Raw genomic sequence first — 14,671 nt, 5'->3', positions numbered from 1 at the left:
CAGACGCGAACGCGAAAGCGGACCAGACTGTATTTTCGCACACCTACTGGATACAAGATGCATACCACTAACGGCCCGAGCGGCGCTCCCTTGCGCTACGACCCCGCCTTCGAAATCGAGGAAGATGGCGAGGCGGAAACCACGGCGGGCATGCTGGAAAGCCTCAAGCATATTTCCGCCACAACATACGAACACAGCGGTCACGCGACGCGCAGCGTGCATGCCAAATCGCACGGCTTGCTGCTGGGTGAACTCAGCGTTGCACAAGATTTGCCGCCCGCCTATGCGCAGGGATTGTTTGCGGCGCCGGGCCGCTGGCCCGTGGTCATGCGGCTCTCCACCACGCCGGGGGATGTGCTCGACGACAAGGTATCCACCCCGCGCGGCATGGCGCTGAAGGTGATCGGGGTACCCGGCGCCCGCGTTGAAGGCAGCGAAGGCGACAGCACGCAGGACTTTGTGCTGGTCAACGGACCGGTATTCCTGGCGCCGAGCGCCAGGCGGTTTCTTGGGAGCTTGAAGCCGCTGGCGGCGACCACCGACAAGGCGCCTAAGCTGAAGCGTGCATTTTCCGCCGTGCTGCAAGGCGCCGAGAAAGTCATCGAAGCGGTCGGCGGCGAAAGCGCCACCATCAAATCGCTGGGCGGGCATCCGGAAACCCATCCGCTGGGCGAGACGTATTTCAGCCAGGCGCCGATATTGTATGGCGAGTACATGGCCAAGGTATCGCTGGCGCCGCTGTCACCCGAACTGATCGCCCTGAGCGGCCAGAGCGTCGATCTGTCGGGTACGCCGGATGGTTTGCGCGCGGTGGTGCAGGCGCATTTCGCCGGCCATGGCGCAGAATGGGCGCTGCGCGTCCAGTTATGCACGAATCTGGAGACGATGCCGATCGAGGATGCGTCAGTCGCGTGGCCGGAAGAGGAAAGCCCGTGGGTGACCGTGGCGCACCTGCGCGCCCTGCCCCAGGCGGCGTGGAGCGAGGCGTTGTCGAAGGCGGTCGATGACGGAATGCAGTTCAACCCGTGGCACGCGTTGGCGGCCCATCGCCCGATCGGATCGATCATGCGGGTGCGCAAGGCGGCGTACGCGATGTCGAAGCGCTTTCGCGCCGCGCGGAATGGGGTGTCGGTCGGCGAGCCGCGTGATGCGGCGGTATTGACCGGCATTGCGCTCGACAAGCCATAGCATTGCGATCTGTACTACGCGACCGTGTCGAAGGCGTTCGAGACAGGCACTCAGCGCCGCCGTACTGACAGCATGCACGGCGGCAAATGCGGCAGTCGCCGCTGCGGCGCTGCCGGGACATACCGTGTTCGGACGGCTCCAAGGATCTGCGCTGTGCCGGCCGCCCGCCGCGTGAGTGGCCTCTCATCGGTCATTTTTTGGCCTGCCCAACAGGAATCGAACCTGTGACCCTCAGCTTAGAAGGCTGATGCTCTATCCAACTGAGCTATGGGCAGTATCTGTCGCAAGGAGCAAACCTCGCGGAAATGAAAACGGGCTGTCACGTGAATGACAGCCCGTCTTTAACTTGGTCGGAGTACAAGGATTCGAACCTTGGACCCCCTGGTCCCAAACCAGGTGCGCTACCGGACTGCGCCACACTCCGAAGACGTTATTATACGTCGGGCGAATCGCAATCGTCAACGGCACATCGTGAAGTTTCCGTGAAATGTTGAATCAAGGAAAACTCGCCACCAACGCCATGACCGACACCACGGCGCGCCAACCTCGTCACGGCGCGCCTTCCCCCTTCGCGACCGCCTGCCTACGCCGTGACCTTGCTGGCAATCCGGCGCGCGGTCGATTCGGCGACCTGGGCATTCTTCGCTTCCACCATCACGCGGATCAGCGGCTCGGTGCCCGATGCGCGGATCAGCACGCGGCCGGTATTGCCCAGCTCGGCTTCCACGGCCTCCTTCTCGGCCACCATCTCGGCATTCTTGGTCCAGTCGAAGCCGGAAGGCACCTTGACGTTGATCAAGGTCTGCGGATACAGGGTCAGTTCGCTGCAGCACTTGTCCAGGCCCTTGCCGCTGCGCTTGAGCGCGGACAGGACCTGCAGCGCGGACACGATGCCGTCGCCGGTGGTGTGCTTGTCCAGCGCCAGCAGGTGGCCCGAACCTTCGCCGCCGAACAGCCAGCCGTTCTCTTTCATTACTTCCAGCACGTAGCGGTCGCCGACCTTGGCGCGCGCGAAGCCGACGCCGAGTTCCTTGAACGCCACTTCCAGCGCCATATTCGTCATCAGAGTTCCCACCGCGCCGGCCACCGGGCCGGTCATCATGCGGTCGCGCACCATCACATACAGCAGCTCGTCGCCGTTGTAGATGCGGCCGGCGCTGTCGCACATGACCAGGCGGTCGGCGTCGCCGTCGAGCGCGATGCCCAGGTCGGCGCGGTGTTCGAGCACGGCGGCAGCCATGGCTTTCGGTGCGGTCGCGCCGAAGCCGTCGTTGATGTTGAAGCCGTTCGGCTTGTTGCCGATGGCGATGACTTCCGCGCCCAGCTCGTGGAACACGTGCGGTGCGATGTGGTAGGCGGCGCCGTGCGCGCAGTCGAGCACGATGCGCAGGCCGCGCAGGTCGAGCTCGTTCGGGAAGGTGCTCTTGCAAAATTCGATGTAGCGGCCCTTGGCATCTTCCAGGCGCTTGGCGCGGCCCAGCTTTTCGGCCGGCACGCATTCCATCGGCTGGTCGATCATGGCTTCGATTTCCTGTTCGACCGCGTCCGGCAGCTTGGTGCCGTGTTCGGAGAAGAACTTGATGCCGTTATCCTGGAACGGGTTGTGCGACGCGGAAATCACGACACCGGCGGACAGGCGCAGCGCGCGCGTCAGGTAAGCCACGGCCGGGGTCGGCGCCGGGCCGGCCAGCATCACGTCCACGCCGGCGGCGTTGAAGCCCGCTTCCAGGGCGGACTCCAGCATATAGCCCGAAATCCGGGTGTCCTTGCCGATCAGGACCGTCGGACGGCCGGAGGCGGCGTTGGTTTTGGCGATCACCTTACCGGCGGCGTAGCCGAGGCGCATCACGAAATCAGGGGTGATCGGCGCAACGCCCACCAGCCCACGCACACCGTCGGTACCGAAATATTTACGTGCCATGTTTTCTCTTTTACTCAGTAAATGAATGAATTAGTTAATGAATGCATGCGTCGTGGCGGCTTGCCACACGGCCAGTGCGTCGACCGTTTCGACCACATCATGGACGCGCACGATGCGCGCGCCCTGCGCCACTGCGGCCAGCGCGCCGGCAAGGCTGCCGGCCAGGCGCTGCTCGACCGGCTTGCCGGTCACGGCGCCGATCATCGATTTGCGCGACACGCCGGCCAGCACCGGCAGACCCAGTTCGCGCTGCATGTTGCCGATATTGCGCAACAAGGCGTAGTTGTGTTCCACCGTCTTGCCGAAACCAAAACCCGGGTCGATGCAGATACGCTCGCGCTCGATGCCGATGGCCAGCATGGCCTCGACCCGTTCGCGCAGGAAGTCCGTCACCTCGCGCACCACATCAGTGTAGGCCGGCGCCTGCTGCATGGTTTGCGGCGAATCCTGCATGTGCATCACGCACAGGGCGCAGTCGCTTCCCGCCACCGCGTCCAGCGCGCCAGGCGCGCGGAACCCGTTGATATCGTTGATCATGTCGACGCCGGCCAGGATCGCTTCGCGCATGACCTCGGGTTTGTAGGTGTCGATCGACACGGGTTTGCCCAGGTCGCGCAGCGCGTACAGCACCGGCATTACGCGGCGCAACTCCTCGTCCAGCGCCAGGGCGGGCGCGCCCGGACGACTCGATTCGCCGCCGATGTCGATCAGGTCGACGCCCTCGCCCACCATTTCTTCGGCGCGCGAGAGGGCGAATTCGAGCGAACCGAAGCGTCCGCCGTCCGAAAACGAATCGGGCGTGACGTTGAGAATGCCCATGACCAGGGGTTTGGCGGCCACATCGAAGCCAAAACGGCCGCATTGAAAGTATTGTCGCATTACCTTGACATCATGATGTTAATCGATCGACCATAAAAAATGCCGCTCAGTCTTGTCTGAACGGCATTATATACAACCTTGCAAGAACCGGAGAAATTTACGCCGGTGCTGTCGCGTTTGGTGAAACACCACCCGAGCCGCTGTCGCCCGGTGGCGGCGTGCGCTTGGTCAGGATGCCCGACTTCGGCTCGCGCGGCTCGTTGCCGGCCATGATGTCGTTGATCTGGTCGGCGTCGATGGTTTCCCAGTCGAGCAGCGCGCGCGTCATTTTTTCGACCTTGTCGCGGTTCTCTTCCAGCAGGCGGCGCGAGAGCGCGTACTGCGTGTCGAGGATCGAACGGATCTCGGCATCGACCTTTTGCTGGGTCGCCTCGGAGATGGTCTTGGTGGCGCCGCCGAAGAAACCTTCGTTTTCGCTGTCTTCGTAGACCATCACACCCATGCTGTCGCTCATGCCGAAGCGCGTCACCATCGAGCGCGCCAGCTTGGTGGCACGCGAAAAGTCGTTCGACGCGCCGGTCGACATCTGACCGACGAACAGTTCTTCGGCGATACGGCCACCGAACAGGATCGAGATTTCTTCCAGCATCTTGTCCTTGTAGCCGGACAGGGTGTCGTGTTCAGGCAACTGCCAGGTCAGGCCCAGTGCATAACCGCGCGGCATGATGGTGACCTTGTGCACCGGATCGGCCTTGGGCAAGAGCTTGGCGATGACGGCGTGGCCGGACTCGTGGTAGGCGGTATTGCGGCGTTCTTCTTCGCGCATGACCATCGATTTGCGCTCCGGACCCATGTAGATCTTGTCTTTCGCGTCCTCGAAATCGCTCATTTCCACCAGGCGCTTGCTGCGGCGCGCGGCGAACAGGGCTGCTTCATTGACCAGGTTGGCCAGGTCGGCGCCCGAGAAGCCCGGCGTACCGCGTGCCAGGATGTCGGCCTTGACGTCGGCGCCGATCGGTACCTTGCGCATATGCACATTGAGAATCTGTTCGCGGCCGCGGATGTCCGGCAGGCCGACCATGACCTGGCGGTCGAAACGGCCCGGACGCAGCAGCGCCTTGTCGAGCACGTCGGCGCGGTTGGTGGCGGCCACGACGATCACGCCGGAGCTCGCTTCAAAGCCGTCCATCTCGACCAGCAGCTGGTTCAGGGTCTGTTCGCGTTCGTCGTTGCCGCCGCCCATGCCGGCGCCACGGTGACGGCCGACCGCGTCGATCTCGTCGATGAAAATGATGCAAGGCGAGTGTTTCTTGGCGTTCTCGAACATGTCGCGCACGCGGCTCGCGCCCACGCCGACGAACATTTCGACGAAGTCCGAACCGGAAATCGAGAAGAACGGTACCTTGGCTTCGCCGGCGATGGCGCGTGCCAGCAGGGTCTTGCCGGTGCCCGGAGGGCCGACCATCAGCACGCCGCGCGGAATACGGCCGCCCAGCTTCTGGAACTTGGTCGGGTCCTTGAGGAAGTCGACGATCTCGTTGACTTCTTCCTTCGCTTCGTCGCAACCGGCGACGTCGGCGAAGGTGACGGTGTTGTTGGTTTCATCCATCATGCGGGCCTTCGACTTGCCGAAGGAGAAAGCGCCACCCTTGCCGCCGCCCTGCATCTGGCGCATGAAGAAAATCCATACGCCGATCAGCAACAGGAACGGGAACCAGGAAATGAAGACGGTTTGCAGGAAGGAGGGATCTTCCGGCGGTTTGATGTCGAAACGCACACCCGCTTCGCGCAGGTCGCCCACCAGGCCACGGTCGAGCAGGGTCGCGGTGGCGCGCACCTTGGTGTCGTCCAGGCGGGTGGCGGTGATGTTCGGGCCCTCGATCAGCACTTCCTTGATGCGCCGTGCCTTCACGTCATCGAGCAGTTCGGAATAAGGGATGGACTTGCTGCCGCCGGCAACGCTGTTGTTGTCGAACTGCCGGAACAGCATGAACAGCAGCAGGGCAACGACAACCCAGATGGCGGATTTTGAAAACATATTATTCACGAAAACTCCTTCGATGCAGGCGCATCTTTTTACCGATTTTAGAACGCCGATTTTACTCGCAATAAGCAGGCGGTGCCACGCACGCCCCGCTGCCGGGCTGAAAAACTACTGAAAAGCCATGAATATTAGGCAATTCTTACCCAATTTCCATGCCTTTTGCGGCTTTCCTTGGCTGATGTGCGGCTAAACCCGTCAAATATCAAGGGGAGATTCCTCTTCCAGTGCGGTATTCTTGTCGGTAGGATTTTTCAGCCCCTTGCCGACCAGGAAAATCTCGGACGATTTGTCGCGGCTGGCCTTCGGCTTGATCTGCTTGACCACCTTGAACTCGGCCCGGAAGTGCTCCACGATCTGGCTGAAACCCATGTCCTTGAAACATTTGACCACCAGCGCGCCGCCCGGTTTCATGTGGAATTGCGAAAACTCAATGGCGAGGTCGATCAGGTGCTCCATGCGGGCGGCGTCGGCCGTGGGGATGCCCGACAGGTTGGGCGCCATGTCCGACAGCACCAGGTCGCACTTGCGCCCGGCCAGGATGGTGTCGAGCTGGCGCAGGATGCGCGCTTCGCGGAAGTCGCCGAGGATGAAGTGCATGTCGGCGATCGGCTCCATCGGCAGCATGTCGAGGCCGATGATGGTGCCGTTGATGCCGCCGCCATCCTTGCCGGCCAGCTTGCGCCGCACGTACTGGCCCCAGCTGCCCGGGGTGCAGCCGAGGTCGACGATGACCTGGCCGGATTTGATCAGCTTCTCGCTCTCGTCGATTTCCTTGAGCTTGTAGGCGGCGCGTGCACGGTAACCCTCTTTCTGCGCCAACTTCACGTAGGGGTCGTTTATGTGGTCGTGCAACCAGTTTTTGTTTAATTTGTTCTTTGCCATTCGCGTAGAATACTGCTTTTAAAGGATTATCTAAAAATATTATGCAAAAACTTACCCCCGTCGAGCGCAGTGCACTGCGCGCTGAAGCCCACGCGCTGAAGCCTGTCGTCATCATCGGCGAAGCGGGCCTGACGCCAGCCGTGATCAAGGAGATCTCGGCCAGCCTCGACTCGCACGGCCTGATCAAGGTCCGCGTGTTCGGCGACGACCGCGCCATGCGCACAGAAATCTACGAGAACATTTGTACCGAGCTCGATGCGGCTCCGGTGCAACACATCGGCAAACTGCTGGTTATTTACCGCCCCAAAGTGGAAGTGGTCAAGGAACGCAGCGGCAAGTCGGGTAAAGGAATGCGCGAAGTAACCATTGTTAAAGCGAGCGCAAGCGGTACCAAGCGCCCGTCCGTGACCAAGGTCATGATCAAGGGAAATGAGCGTGTGACGGAAGGCGGCTCCATCAAGCGCGCCAAGCCGCGCCAGAGCAGCCAGAAGAAAAGCGCACTGGGGAAATAATCCCGGCGTCGCCTGCGTTACCGCCTCTGCAGCGTCGTTCCCGGCCTAGGCCGGGAACGACGCGCTAGTGGCGAGAACAGCGACAGTGGCAGATACCGCAGTGGCGACCAGCATTACGGCCTCGGGTTCTTCAACACCAGCACCGCCGCCAGCACGCTCTGGATCAGATACAAGCCCATCGAGATTCCGTGCAGCATGCCGAACTGCTTGCGCGCGGCGCCTTCCATCACGCCGCCCGGCGCCGCTTCTTTCAGCGCCGCCATCATCGGTCCCAGCCCCAGGCTGCTGACCGCCTGCAGCGCCAGCATCGCCGCCACCACCAGCATCAGCACGCGCCGCCGCCTGGCGTCGATCGCCCGGTCCAGCGCCAGCACGGCCAGCAAGCCCGCGCCGCACACCAGCGACACGATGGCCTCGCTGCGGAACATGCTGCCCGCGATGGTCCCGGCCAGCACGCTGTCGGACAAGGTGCGGAACAGGGTCGGGGCCACCAGGTAACCGACCGTCCACAAACTGCCCGCCCATGCCGTCACCAGCAGCAGGCGAACCCGCGCGAGCAGCATCAGATGTACTTGACTTCGAGGATTTCGTATTCGCGCGGGCCCGATGGCGCCTGCACTTCGACCACGTCGCCGGCGTATTTGCCGATCAGCGCGCGCGCGATCGGCGAGGTCACCGACACTTTATTGAGTTTCAGGTCCGCTTCGTCCAGGCCCACGATCTGGTAGGTCACTTTGGCGCCGTTTTCCAGGTCTTCCAGGTCCACGGTCGATGCGAACACCACGCGCCCTTCGGCGTCGAGGGTGGTCGGATCGATGATCTGCGCGGCGCCCAATTTGCCTTCCAGCTCCGCGATGCGGCCTTCGACGAACGCCTGGCGCTCCTTGGCGGCGTCGTATTCGGCGTTTTCGGACAGATCGCCGTGCGAGCGCGCCTCGGCGATCGCGTCGATCACAATGCGGCGCTCCTTGGTCTTGAGCTGGTGCAGCTCTTCCTTGAGCAGTTCGGCGCCGTATTTGGTAAGTGGAACGGTTGTGTTCATGTCGTATTCGCGTTTCTACTGAAAAGTGAAAACCACAGGGCGCGCGATGGAGGCTGTCCGTCGCGCGCCCTGTGGTCAGGGGTACTGCGTGCCGCTTAGTTTAAGGTTTTATGCAGGCCTTGTAAATCGTACACCCGCAACTCGTCGAGATGACGCATGCCTTCGACCGCAGCCTCCGCACCCGCTATTGTAGTGTAAGTCGTCACGCGCGCGGCCAAAGCCGAAATCCGGATCTGGCGCGAGTCGACGATCGCACTGCGTTTTTCTTCGACCGTGTTGATCACCAGCGCGATCTCGTGGTTCTTGATCATGTCGACCACGTGCGGACGGCCTTCGATCATCTTGTTCACGGCCTGGCACGGAATGCCCGCCGCCGTGATCACGGCCGCCGTGCCCTTGGTCGCGACGACCTGGAAGCCCATCGACTGCAGGTCGCGCGCCACTTTCACCGCGCGCGGCTTGTCCGAGCCCTTCACCGACAGGAACACCTTGCCCGATTCGGGCAGCTTGACGCCGGCGCCCATCTGCGACTTGACGAACGCTTCGCCGAAGGTCATGCCCACGCCCATGACTTCACCGGTGGACTTCATCTCGGGTCCGAGAATGGTGTCCACGCCAGGGAATTTCACGAACGGGAACACGGCTTCCTTGACGCTGAAGAACGGCGGCACGACTTCGGTCGTGATGCCCTGCGATGCGAGGGTCTGGCCGACCATGCAGCGCGCCGCGATCTTGGCCAGCTGCAGGCCGGTCGCCTTGGACACGAACGGCACCGTGCGCGACGCGCGCGGGTTCACTTCCAGCACGAACACCGTGTCAAGCATGGCGCCATCGACTTCGGTCTTCTGGATCGCGAACTGCACGTTCATCAGGCCGACCACGTTCAGGCCCTTGGCCATCAGCGAGGTCTGGCGCTTGAGTTCATCGATGGTCTCCTGCGACAGCGAGTACGGCGGCAGCGAACAGGCCGAGTCGCCCGAGTGCACGCCAGCCTGCTCGATGTGCTCCATCACGCCGCCGATGAAGGTGGTCTCGCCGTCGGAGATGCAGTCGACGTCGACTTCGATGGCGTCGTTCAGGAAGCGGTCCAGCAGCACCGGCGAATCGTGCGATACCTTGACCGCTTCGCGCATGTAGCGTTCCAGGTCGCGCTGTTCGTGGACGATTTCCATCGCCCGGCCGCCCAGCACGTAGGATGGACGCACCACCAGCGGATAGCCGATTTCCTGCGCCAGCGCCAGCGCTTCGGCTTCGGTGCGCGCGGTGCGGTTAGGCGGCTGGCGCAGGTCCATCTTTTGCAGCATCTGCTGGAAGCGTTCGCGGTCTTCGGCGGCGTCGATCATGTCGGGCGAGGTGCCGATGATCGGCACGCCGTTCGCTTCCAGGTCGAGCGCCAGCTTCAGTGGCGTCTGGCCGCCGTACTGCACGATCACGCCGACCGGTTTTTCGATGGCGACAATTTCCAGCACGTCTTCCAGCGTCAGCGATTCGAAGTACAGGCGATCCGAGGTATCGTAGTCGGTCGACACGGTCTCCGGATTGCAGTTGACCATGATGGTCTCGTAGCCGTCTTCGCGCATCGCCAGCGCCGCGTGCACGCAGCAGTAATCGAATTCGATACCCTGGCCGATGCGGTTCGGGCCACCGCCCAGCACCATAATCTTTTTCTTGTCGCTCGGGTTGGACTCGCACTCTTCATCGTAGGTCGAGTACATGTACGCGGTGTCGGTCGAAAATTCGGCCGCGCAGGTGTCGACCCGCTTGTACACCGGACGGATGCCCATCGCATGGCGCGTCTCGCGCACGACTTTGTCGCTCGTGTGCAGCAGGAAGGCCAGGCGCCGGTCCGAGAAGCCTTTTTGCTTGAGTTTGTACAGGGTCGGCTTGTCGATCGCTTCGAGCTTCTGCGTATCGAGCCAGAGTTCGATGTCGACGATTTCCTTGATCTGCACCAGGAACCACGGATCGATGTGGGTCAGCTGGTGCACTTCTTCCAGGGTGAAGCCCTGGGCGAAGGCGTCGCCCACGTACCAGATGCGGTCCGGGCCGGGTTCGCCGAGTTCTTCTTCGATCTTTTCGCGGTCGCGCGTCTTTTCGTTCAGGCCGTCGACGCCCACTTCCAGCCCGCGCAGGGCCTTCTGGAACGATTCCTGGAAGGTGCGGCCGATCGCCATGACTTCACCGACGGACTTCATCTGGGTGGTCAGGTGGTGGTCGGCGGCCGGGAATTTTTCGAACGTGAAGCGCGGGATCTTGGTGACCACGTAGTCGATCGACGGTTCGAACGAGGCAGGCGTGGCGCCGCCGGTGATTTCGTTGCGCAGTTCGTCGAGCGTGAAGCCCACCGCCAGCTTGGCAGCGATCTTCGCGATCGGAAAACCGGTCGCCTTCGAGGCCAGCGCGGAGGAACGCGACACGCGCGGATTCATTTCGATGACGATCATGCGGCCGTCGGCCGGGTTGATCGAGAACTGCACGTTCGAGCCGCCCGTGTCGACGCCGATCTCGCGCAGCACCGCCAGCGAGGCGTTACGCATGATCTGGTATTCCTTGTCGGTCAGGGTCTGCGCCGGCGCCACGGTGATCGAGTCGCCGGTGTGCACGCCCATCGGGTCGAGGTTTTCGATCGAGCAGATGATGATGCAGTTGTCCGCCTTGTCGCGCACCACTTCCATCTCGTACTCTTTCCAGCCGATCAGCGATTCTTCGATCAAGAGTTCCTTGGTCGGCGACGCTTCCAGGCCGCGCTTGCAGATGGTCTCGAATTCTTCTTCGTTGTAGGCGATGCCGCCGCCCGTGCCGCCCATGGTAAACGATGGACGGATGATGGTCGGGAAGCCCAGCTCGCGCTGCACGGCCCACGATTCTTCCATCGAGTGCGCCACGCCGGAACGCGCCGAACCGAGGCCGATCCTGGTCATCGCTTCCTTGAACTTGGAGCGGTCTTCGGCCTTGTCGATGGCTTCCGGCGAGGCGCCGATCAGCTCCACGTTGTACTGTTTCAGTACGCCGTTGTTGTGCAGGTCGAGCGCGCAATTGAGCGCGGTCTGGCCGCCCATGGTCGGCAGGATCGCGTCAGGACGTTCCTTGGCGATGATGCGCTCGACGACTTTCCAGGTGATCGGCTCGATGTAGGTCACGTCCGCCATCTCGGGGTCGGTCATGATGGTCGCCGGGTTGCTGTTGACGAGGATGACCTTGTAGCCCTCCTCGCGCAGCGCCTTGCACGCCTGGGCGCCGGAATAATCGAACTCGCACGCCTGGCCGATGATGATCGGGCCTGCGCCAATGATCAGGATACTTTTAATGTCACTACGTTTTGGCATATTATTTATTCTCCGCGGCTTGCATCAGGCTGATGAAGCGGTCAAACAGGTAAGCTACATCGTTCGGGCCCGGCGACGCTTCAGGGTGGCCCTGGAAGCAGAAGGCCGGCTTGTCGGTGCGGGCGAAGCCCTGCAGCGAGCCGTCGAACAGCGATACGTGGGTCACGCGGCAGTTGGCCGGCAGGGTTTGCGCGTCGACCGCGAAACCGTGGTTCTGCGAGGTGATCATCACCTTGCGCGAATCGAGATCCTGCACCGGGTGGTTGGCGCCGTGGTGGCCGAACTTCATCTTGAGCGTGCGCGCGCCGGAAGCGAGCGCCATGATCTGGTGACCGAGGCAGATGCCGAAGGTCGGGATGCCGCGCTCGATCAGCTCCTTGCTGGCCGCGATCGCGTAATCGCACGGCTCCGGGTCGCCCGGGCCGTTGGCGAGAAAAATCCCGTCCGGATTGAGGGCCAGGGCGTCGGCGGCGCTGGACTGGGCCGGCAGCACGGTCACTTTGCAGCCGCGTTCGGTCAGCATGCGCAGGATGTTGCGCTTGACGCCGTAGTCGAAAGCGACCACGTGGAACTTGGCGTCGGTGAGCTTGCCGTAGCCTTTGCCGAGCGTCCATTCGGTCTCGGTGAATTCGTACGCGGCGGTGGTCGAGACCACCTTGGCCAGGTCCATGCCGGCCAGGCCCGGGAACGAGCGTGCCAGTTCCAGCGCCTGTACCTGCGACGGCTCGTTGCCCTGCGTGCCGACCAGAATGGCGCCGCCCTGCGCGCCCTTCTCGCGCAGCAAGCGGGTCAGCTTGCGGGTATCGATGCCGGCAATGGCAACGATGTTTTCGGCCTTGAGGTAATCGGACAGCGACTGGGTCGAACGGAAGTTCGATGCCAGCAGCGGCAGGTCGCGTATGATCAAGCCGGCGGCGTGGACCTTGCTTGCCTCGACGTCTTCCGGATTGACGCCCGTATTGCCGATGTGCGGATAGGTCAGCGTGACCAGCTGGCGCGAATAGCTTGGATCGGTCAGGATTTCCTGGTAACCGGTCATGGCCGTGTTGAACACGACTTCCCCGGTGGTATGGCCGGCGGCGCCAATGGAAAAACCTTTAAATATCGTTCCGTCGGCGAGAGCCAGGATGGCTGGAACGGCGGGGCCAGAAAAAAATGGCGGCAAGGGCAACTCCTGATAAAGTTACCGTAGCTGCGCCACGTCAGACCGACGACCATGGATTCCCGCTGCGCTTGGCGCTGGGGGATGGTGTCATGTTGAATGAGGGATGGTGGGTAGTCGCTACGGTAGGTGTATGAATGGCTAAACCTCCAAATTATAGCGCAAGCCAGCCCTTCCGGCAATCGCCGGCGGGCGCATTTGCATCGCTTTTCGCGCTTTTGCTGGACATCGCCAACGCTCCTCGCTACATTTGAGCGAGCATCGCCAGGCAAACATTTATCGGGAAATGTGATTATGTCTACGTTTGGAAGAGATACGCCGATGGAGCGCCCCAACCCGGGCGGACGGGCAGCCGTGTTCGTGCCCAAGGTCAACGCGGAAGAAGCGGTCGGCTCGATGCTGAAAAACGGCTCGGGCATGGTCGGCTTCGGCAACAGCGACGGTTCGGTCACCGTCTACTTCGAAAACAACCGCTTCAACGATTCCGCCCTGCATAAATGGGAAAGCAAGGTGTGGAAGGCGTACGGGAGAATGGTCGAGCTGTCGCCGACGGTAAACAAGCTGGTCTGCGACGCCAGCAACCTGGCGCAGATCGGCTTTGTCCAGGGGCCCGAAATCGAGGTGCGCGACATGGAACTGCTGATGGCCTGGCTGGAACGCACCAAGGCCGTCGATACCGCGCCGGAAGGCCCGCTGATCCACGCCTGAGCGGGAGGCCGCCATTAAAGGCCGAGTTCGCTCAAGCCCGGATGATCGTCCGGGCGCCGGCCCAGGGGCCAGTGGAACTTGCGCTCCTGCTCGCGGATCGGCAGGTCGTTGATGCTCGCATGGCGCAGCGCCATCAAGCCCTGCTCGTCGAATTCCCAGTTCTCGTTGCCGTAGGAGCGGAACCAGTTGCCGGCGTCGTCGCGCCACTCGTAGGCGAAGCGCACGGCGATGCGCTTGCCGCCGAAGGCCCACAATTGCTTGATCAGGCGATAGTCGAGCTCGCGCACCCATTTGCGCGTCAGCAGGCCGACGATGGCCTCGCGCCCGGTAACGAACTCGGCGCGGTTGCGCCAGCGGCTGTCGGCGGTATAGGCCAGCGCCACGCGCGCCGGGTCGCGCGAATTCCAGCCGTCTTCGGCCAGGCGCACCTTGAGCGTGGCGCAGTCTAGGGTAAACGGCGGCAGTGGCGGACGGCTCGCGGATTCGGTCATATTGGCTCTCCAAAGGGGAATCACAGCATAAGCGAATGCGGCCGCATCTGTGGTAAGCAGAGCGGCCGCGAAAACCGGATCAGATCGGCATTGCCGCCGATGTATTACTGCGCCAGTGCGGCAATGCCGGCCTTGGCGATCTGCGCATCCTGGTCCGACTTCACGCCGGACACGCCCACGGCGCCGATCACATGGCCGTCGACGATCACCGGCACGCCGCCTTCGAGCATGCCTTCGACGAACGGCACGGTGAGGAAGGCGGTGCGGCCGTTGTTGATGATGTCTTCATACACCTTGCTCTCGCGCCGGCCCAGGGCCGCCGTCTTGGCCTTCGATGGCGCGATGTGCGAGGACAGCGGCGCGGCGCCGTCCAGGCGTTGCAGCGACAGCAGGTGGCCGCCGTCGTCGCAGATGGCGATGGTCACCGCCCAGTTGTTGGCGATGGCTTCGGCTTGCGCGGCGGCAGCGATTTTCTGGACGTCGGCGAAGTTCAGGTACGGTTTCGATGGCATGTTGATATCCCAAGTGATTAATGCGGGCCATTTTACGGCAAGCGCGTGGCTTGCCGATATTGGT

The 14,671-nt window shown here is 62.5% G+C and carries 13 protein-coding genes and 2 tRNA genes; 3 read left to right on the top strand and 12 right to left on the bottom strand.

The window, feature by feature from the left end:
• Positions 1-90: 90 nt before the first annotated feature.
• A complete protein-coding gene (locus EJB06_RS05760) occupies positions 91-1,188 on the top strand; it encodes a catalase family protein (RefSeq protein WP_307720438.1) in 1,098 nt (365 codons plus the stop codon).
• Positions 1,189-1,386: 198 nt separating this feature from the next.
• Here the strand turns inward: EJB06_RS05760 and EJB06_RS05755 are convergent.
• From EJB06_RS05755 to EJB06_RS05730, 6 genes are all read right to left on the bottom strand, one after another.
• Positions 1,387-1,463: transfer RNA gene (locus EJB06_RS05755), tRNA-Arg, on the bottom strand.
• 72 nt (positions 1,464-1,535) lie between these two features.
• Positions 1,536-1,612 (bottom strand) — tRNA-Pro (locus EJB06_RS05750).
• A 159-nt stretch (positions 1,613-1,771) separates the two neighbouring features.
• Positions 1,772-3,109 (bottom strand): phosphoglucosamine mutase, encoded by a 1,338-nt coding sequence (glmM, locus tag EJB06_RS05745; protein ID WP_126073066.1) that lies wholly within the window; start codon positions 3,107-3,109, stop codon positions 1,772-1,774.
• A 30-nt stretch (positions 3,110-3,139) separates the two neighbouring features.
• Entirely contained in the window at positions 3,140-3,988 is an 849-nt protein-coding gene (gene folP / locus EJB06_RS05740; RefSeq protein ID WP_126073065.1) for a dihydropteroate synthase, read from the bottom strand.
• A 97-nt stretch (positions 3,989-4,085) separates the two neighbouring features.
• Entirely contained in the window at positions 4,086-5,975 is a 1,890-nt protein-coding gene (ftsH, locus tag EJB06_RS05735) for an ATP-dependent zinc metalloprotease FtsH (protein WP_126073064.1), read from the bottom strand.
• A 192-nt stretch (positions 5,976-6,167) separates the two neighbouring features.
• Positions 6,168-6,854 (bottom strand): RlmE family RNA methyltransferase, encoded by a 687-nt coding sequence (locus EJB06_RS05730; RefSeq protein ID WP_126073063.1) that lies wholly within the window; start codon positions 6,852-6,854, stop codon positions 6,168-6,170.
• Positions 6,855-6,895: 41 nt separating this feature from the next.
• On the opposite strand from EJB06_RS05730, the gene EJB06_RS05725 reads away from it, so the two are divergent.
• Positions 6,896-7,366, top strand: a complete 471-nt coding sequence (locus EJB06_RS05725) for a YhbY family RNA-binding protein (RefSeq protein WP_126073062.1) — start codon at positions 6,896-6,898, stop codon at positions 7,364-7,366.
• Between the two features lie 113 nt (positions 7,367-7,479).
• On the opposite strand, the gene EJB06_RS05720 is transcribed toward EJB06_RS05725, so the two are convergent.
• From EJB06_RS05720 to carA, 4 genes are all read right to left on the bottom strand, one after another.
• Complete coding sequence (locus EJB06_RS05720; protein ID WP_126073061.1) at positions 7,480-7,929, bottom strand: DUF4149 domain-containing protein; 450 nt, start codon at positions 7,927-7,929, stop codon at positions 7,480-7,482.
• On the bottom strand, positions 7,929-8,408 hold the full coding sequence (gene greA, locus EJB06_RS05715; RefSeq protein ID WP_126073060.1) for a transcription elongation factor GreA: 480 nt from the start codon (positions 8,406-8,408) through the stop codon (positions 7,929-7,931). Before greA ends, EJB06_RS05720 begins: the two co-directional genes overlap by 1 nt.
• 95 nt (positions 8,409-8,503) lie before the next feature.
• On the bottom strand, positions 8,504-11,734 hold the full coding sequence (carB, locus tag EJB06_RS05710) for a carbamoyl-phosphate synthase large subunit (RefSeq protein ID WP_126073059.1): 3,231 nt from the start codon (positions 11,732-11,734) through the stop codon (positions 8,504-8,506).
• A gap of 1 nt (position 11,735) precedes the next feature.
• Positions 11,736-12,899: a glutamine-hydrolyzing carbamoyl-phosphate synthase small subunit gene (gene carA, locus EJB06_RS05705; protein WP_126073058.1), complete on the bottom strand. Its 1,164-nt coding sequence runs from the start codon at positions 12,897-12,899 to the stop codon at positions 11,736-11,738.
• Positions 12,900-13,217: 318 nt separating this feature from the next.
• Between carA and EJB06_RS05700 the strand changes: the two genes are divergently transcribed.
• Positions 13,218-13,604, top strand: coding sequence for a hypothetical protein (locus EJB06_RS05700; RefSeq protein WP_126073057.1), 387 nt, complete (start codon positions 13,218-13,220; stop codon positions 13,602-13,604).
• Between the two features lie 14 nt (positions 13,605-13,618).
• Here EJB06_RS05700 and EJB06_RS05695 read toward each other — a convergent pair whose 3' ends face one another.
• A complete protein-coding gene (locus tag EJB06_RS05695) occupies positions 13,619-14,095 on the bottom strand; it encodes a nuclear transport factor 2 family protein (RefSeq protein ID WP_126073056.1) in 477 nt (158 codons plus the stop codon).
• A 104-nt stretch (positions 14,096-14,199) separates the two neighbouring features.
• Positions 14,200-14,607, bottom strand: a complete 408-nt coding sequence (locus tag EJB06_RS05690) for a heme-binding protein (RefSeq protein WP_126073055.1) — start codon at positions 14,605-14,607, stop codon at positions 14,200-14,202.
• Positions 14,608-14,671 lie beyond the last annotated feature (64 nt).

Source organism: Massilia atriviolacea, from assembly GCF_003953935.1.
Taxonomy (GTDB): domain Bacteria; phylum Pseudomonadota; class Gammaproteobacteria; order Burkholderiales; family Burkholderiaceae_D; genus Telluria_A; species Telluria_A atriviolacea.
The sequence above is the reverse complement of the archived record's forward strand: the minus strand, read 5'-3'. Positions and strand labels throughout refer to the sequence as shown.

Coding starts and splice junctions, on each gene's coding strand:
- greA (WP_126073060.1), bottom strand. CDS start 8,408: ATGAACACAACCGTTCCACTTACCAAATACGGCGCCGAACTGCTCAAG.
- EJB06_RS05725 (WP_126073062.1), top strand. CDS start 6,896: ATGCAAAAACTTACCCCCGTCGAGCGCAGTGCACTGCGCGCTGAAGCC.
- EJB06_RS05695 (WP_126073056.1), bottom strand. CDS start 14,095: ATGACCGAATCCGCGAGCCGTCCGCCACTGCCGCCGTTTACCCTAGAC.
- EJB06_RS05700 (WP_126073057.1), top strand. CDS start 13,218: ATGGAGCGCCCCAACCCGGGCGGACGGGCAGCCGTGTTCGTGCCCAAG.
- EJB06_RS05720 (WP_126073061.1), bottom strand. CDS start 7,929: ATGCTGCTCGCGCGGGTTCGCCTGCTGCTGGTGACGGCATGGGCGGGC.
- glmM (WP_126073066.1), bottom strand. CDS start 3,109: ATGGCACGTAAATATTTCGGTACCGACGGTGTGCGTGGGCTGGTGGGC.
- EJB06_RS05730 (WP_126073063.1), bottom strand. CDS start 6,854: ATGGCAAAGAACAAATTAAACAAAAACTGGTTGCACGACCACATAAAC.
- carB (WP_126073059.1), bottom strand. CDS start 11,734: ATGCCAAAACGTAGTGACATTAAAAGTATCCTGATCATTGGCGCAGGC.
- folP (WP_126073065.1), bottom strand. CDS start 3,988: ATGCGACAATACTTTCAATGCGGCCGTTTTGGCTTCGATGTGGCCGCC.
- EJB06_RS05690 (WP_126073055.1), bottom strand. CDS start 14,607: ATGCCATCGAAACCGTACCTGAACTTCGCCGACGTCCAGAAAATCGCT.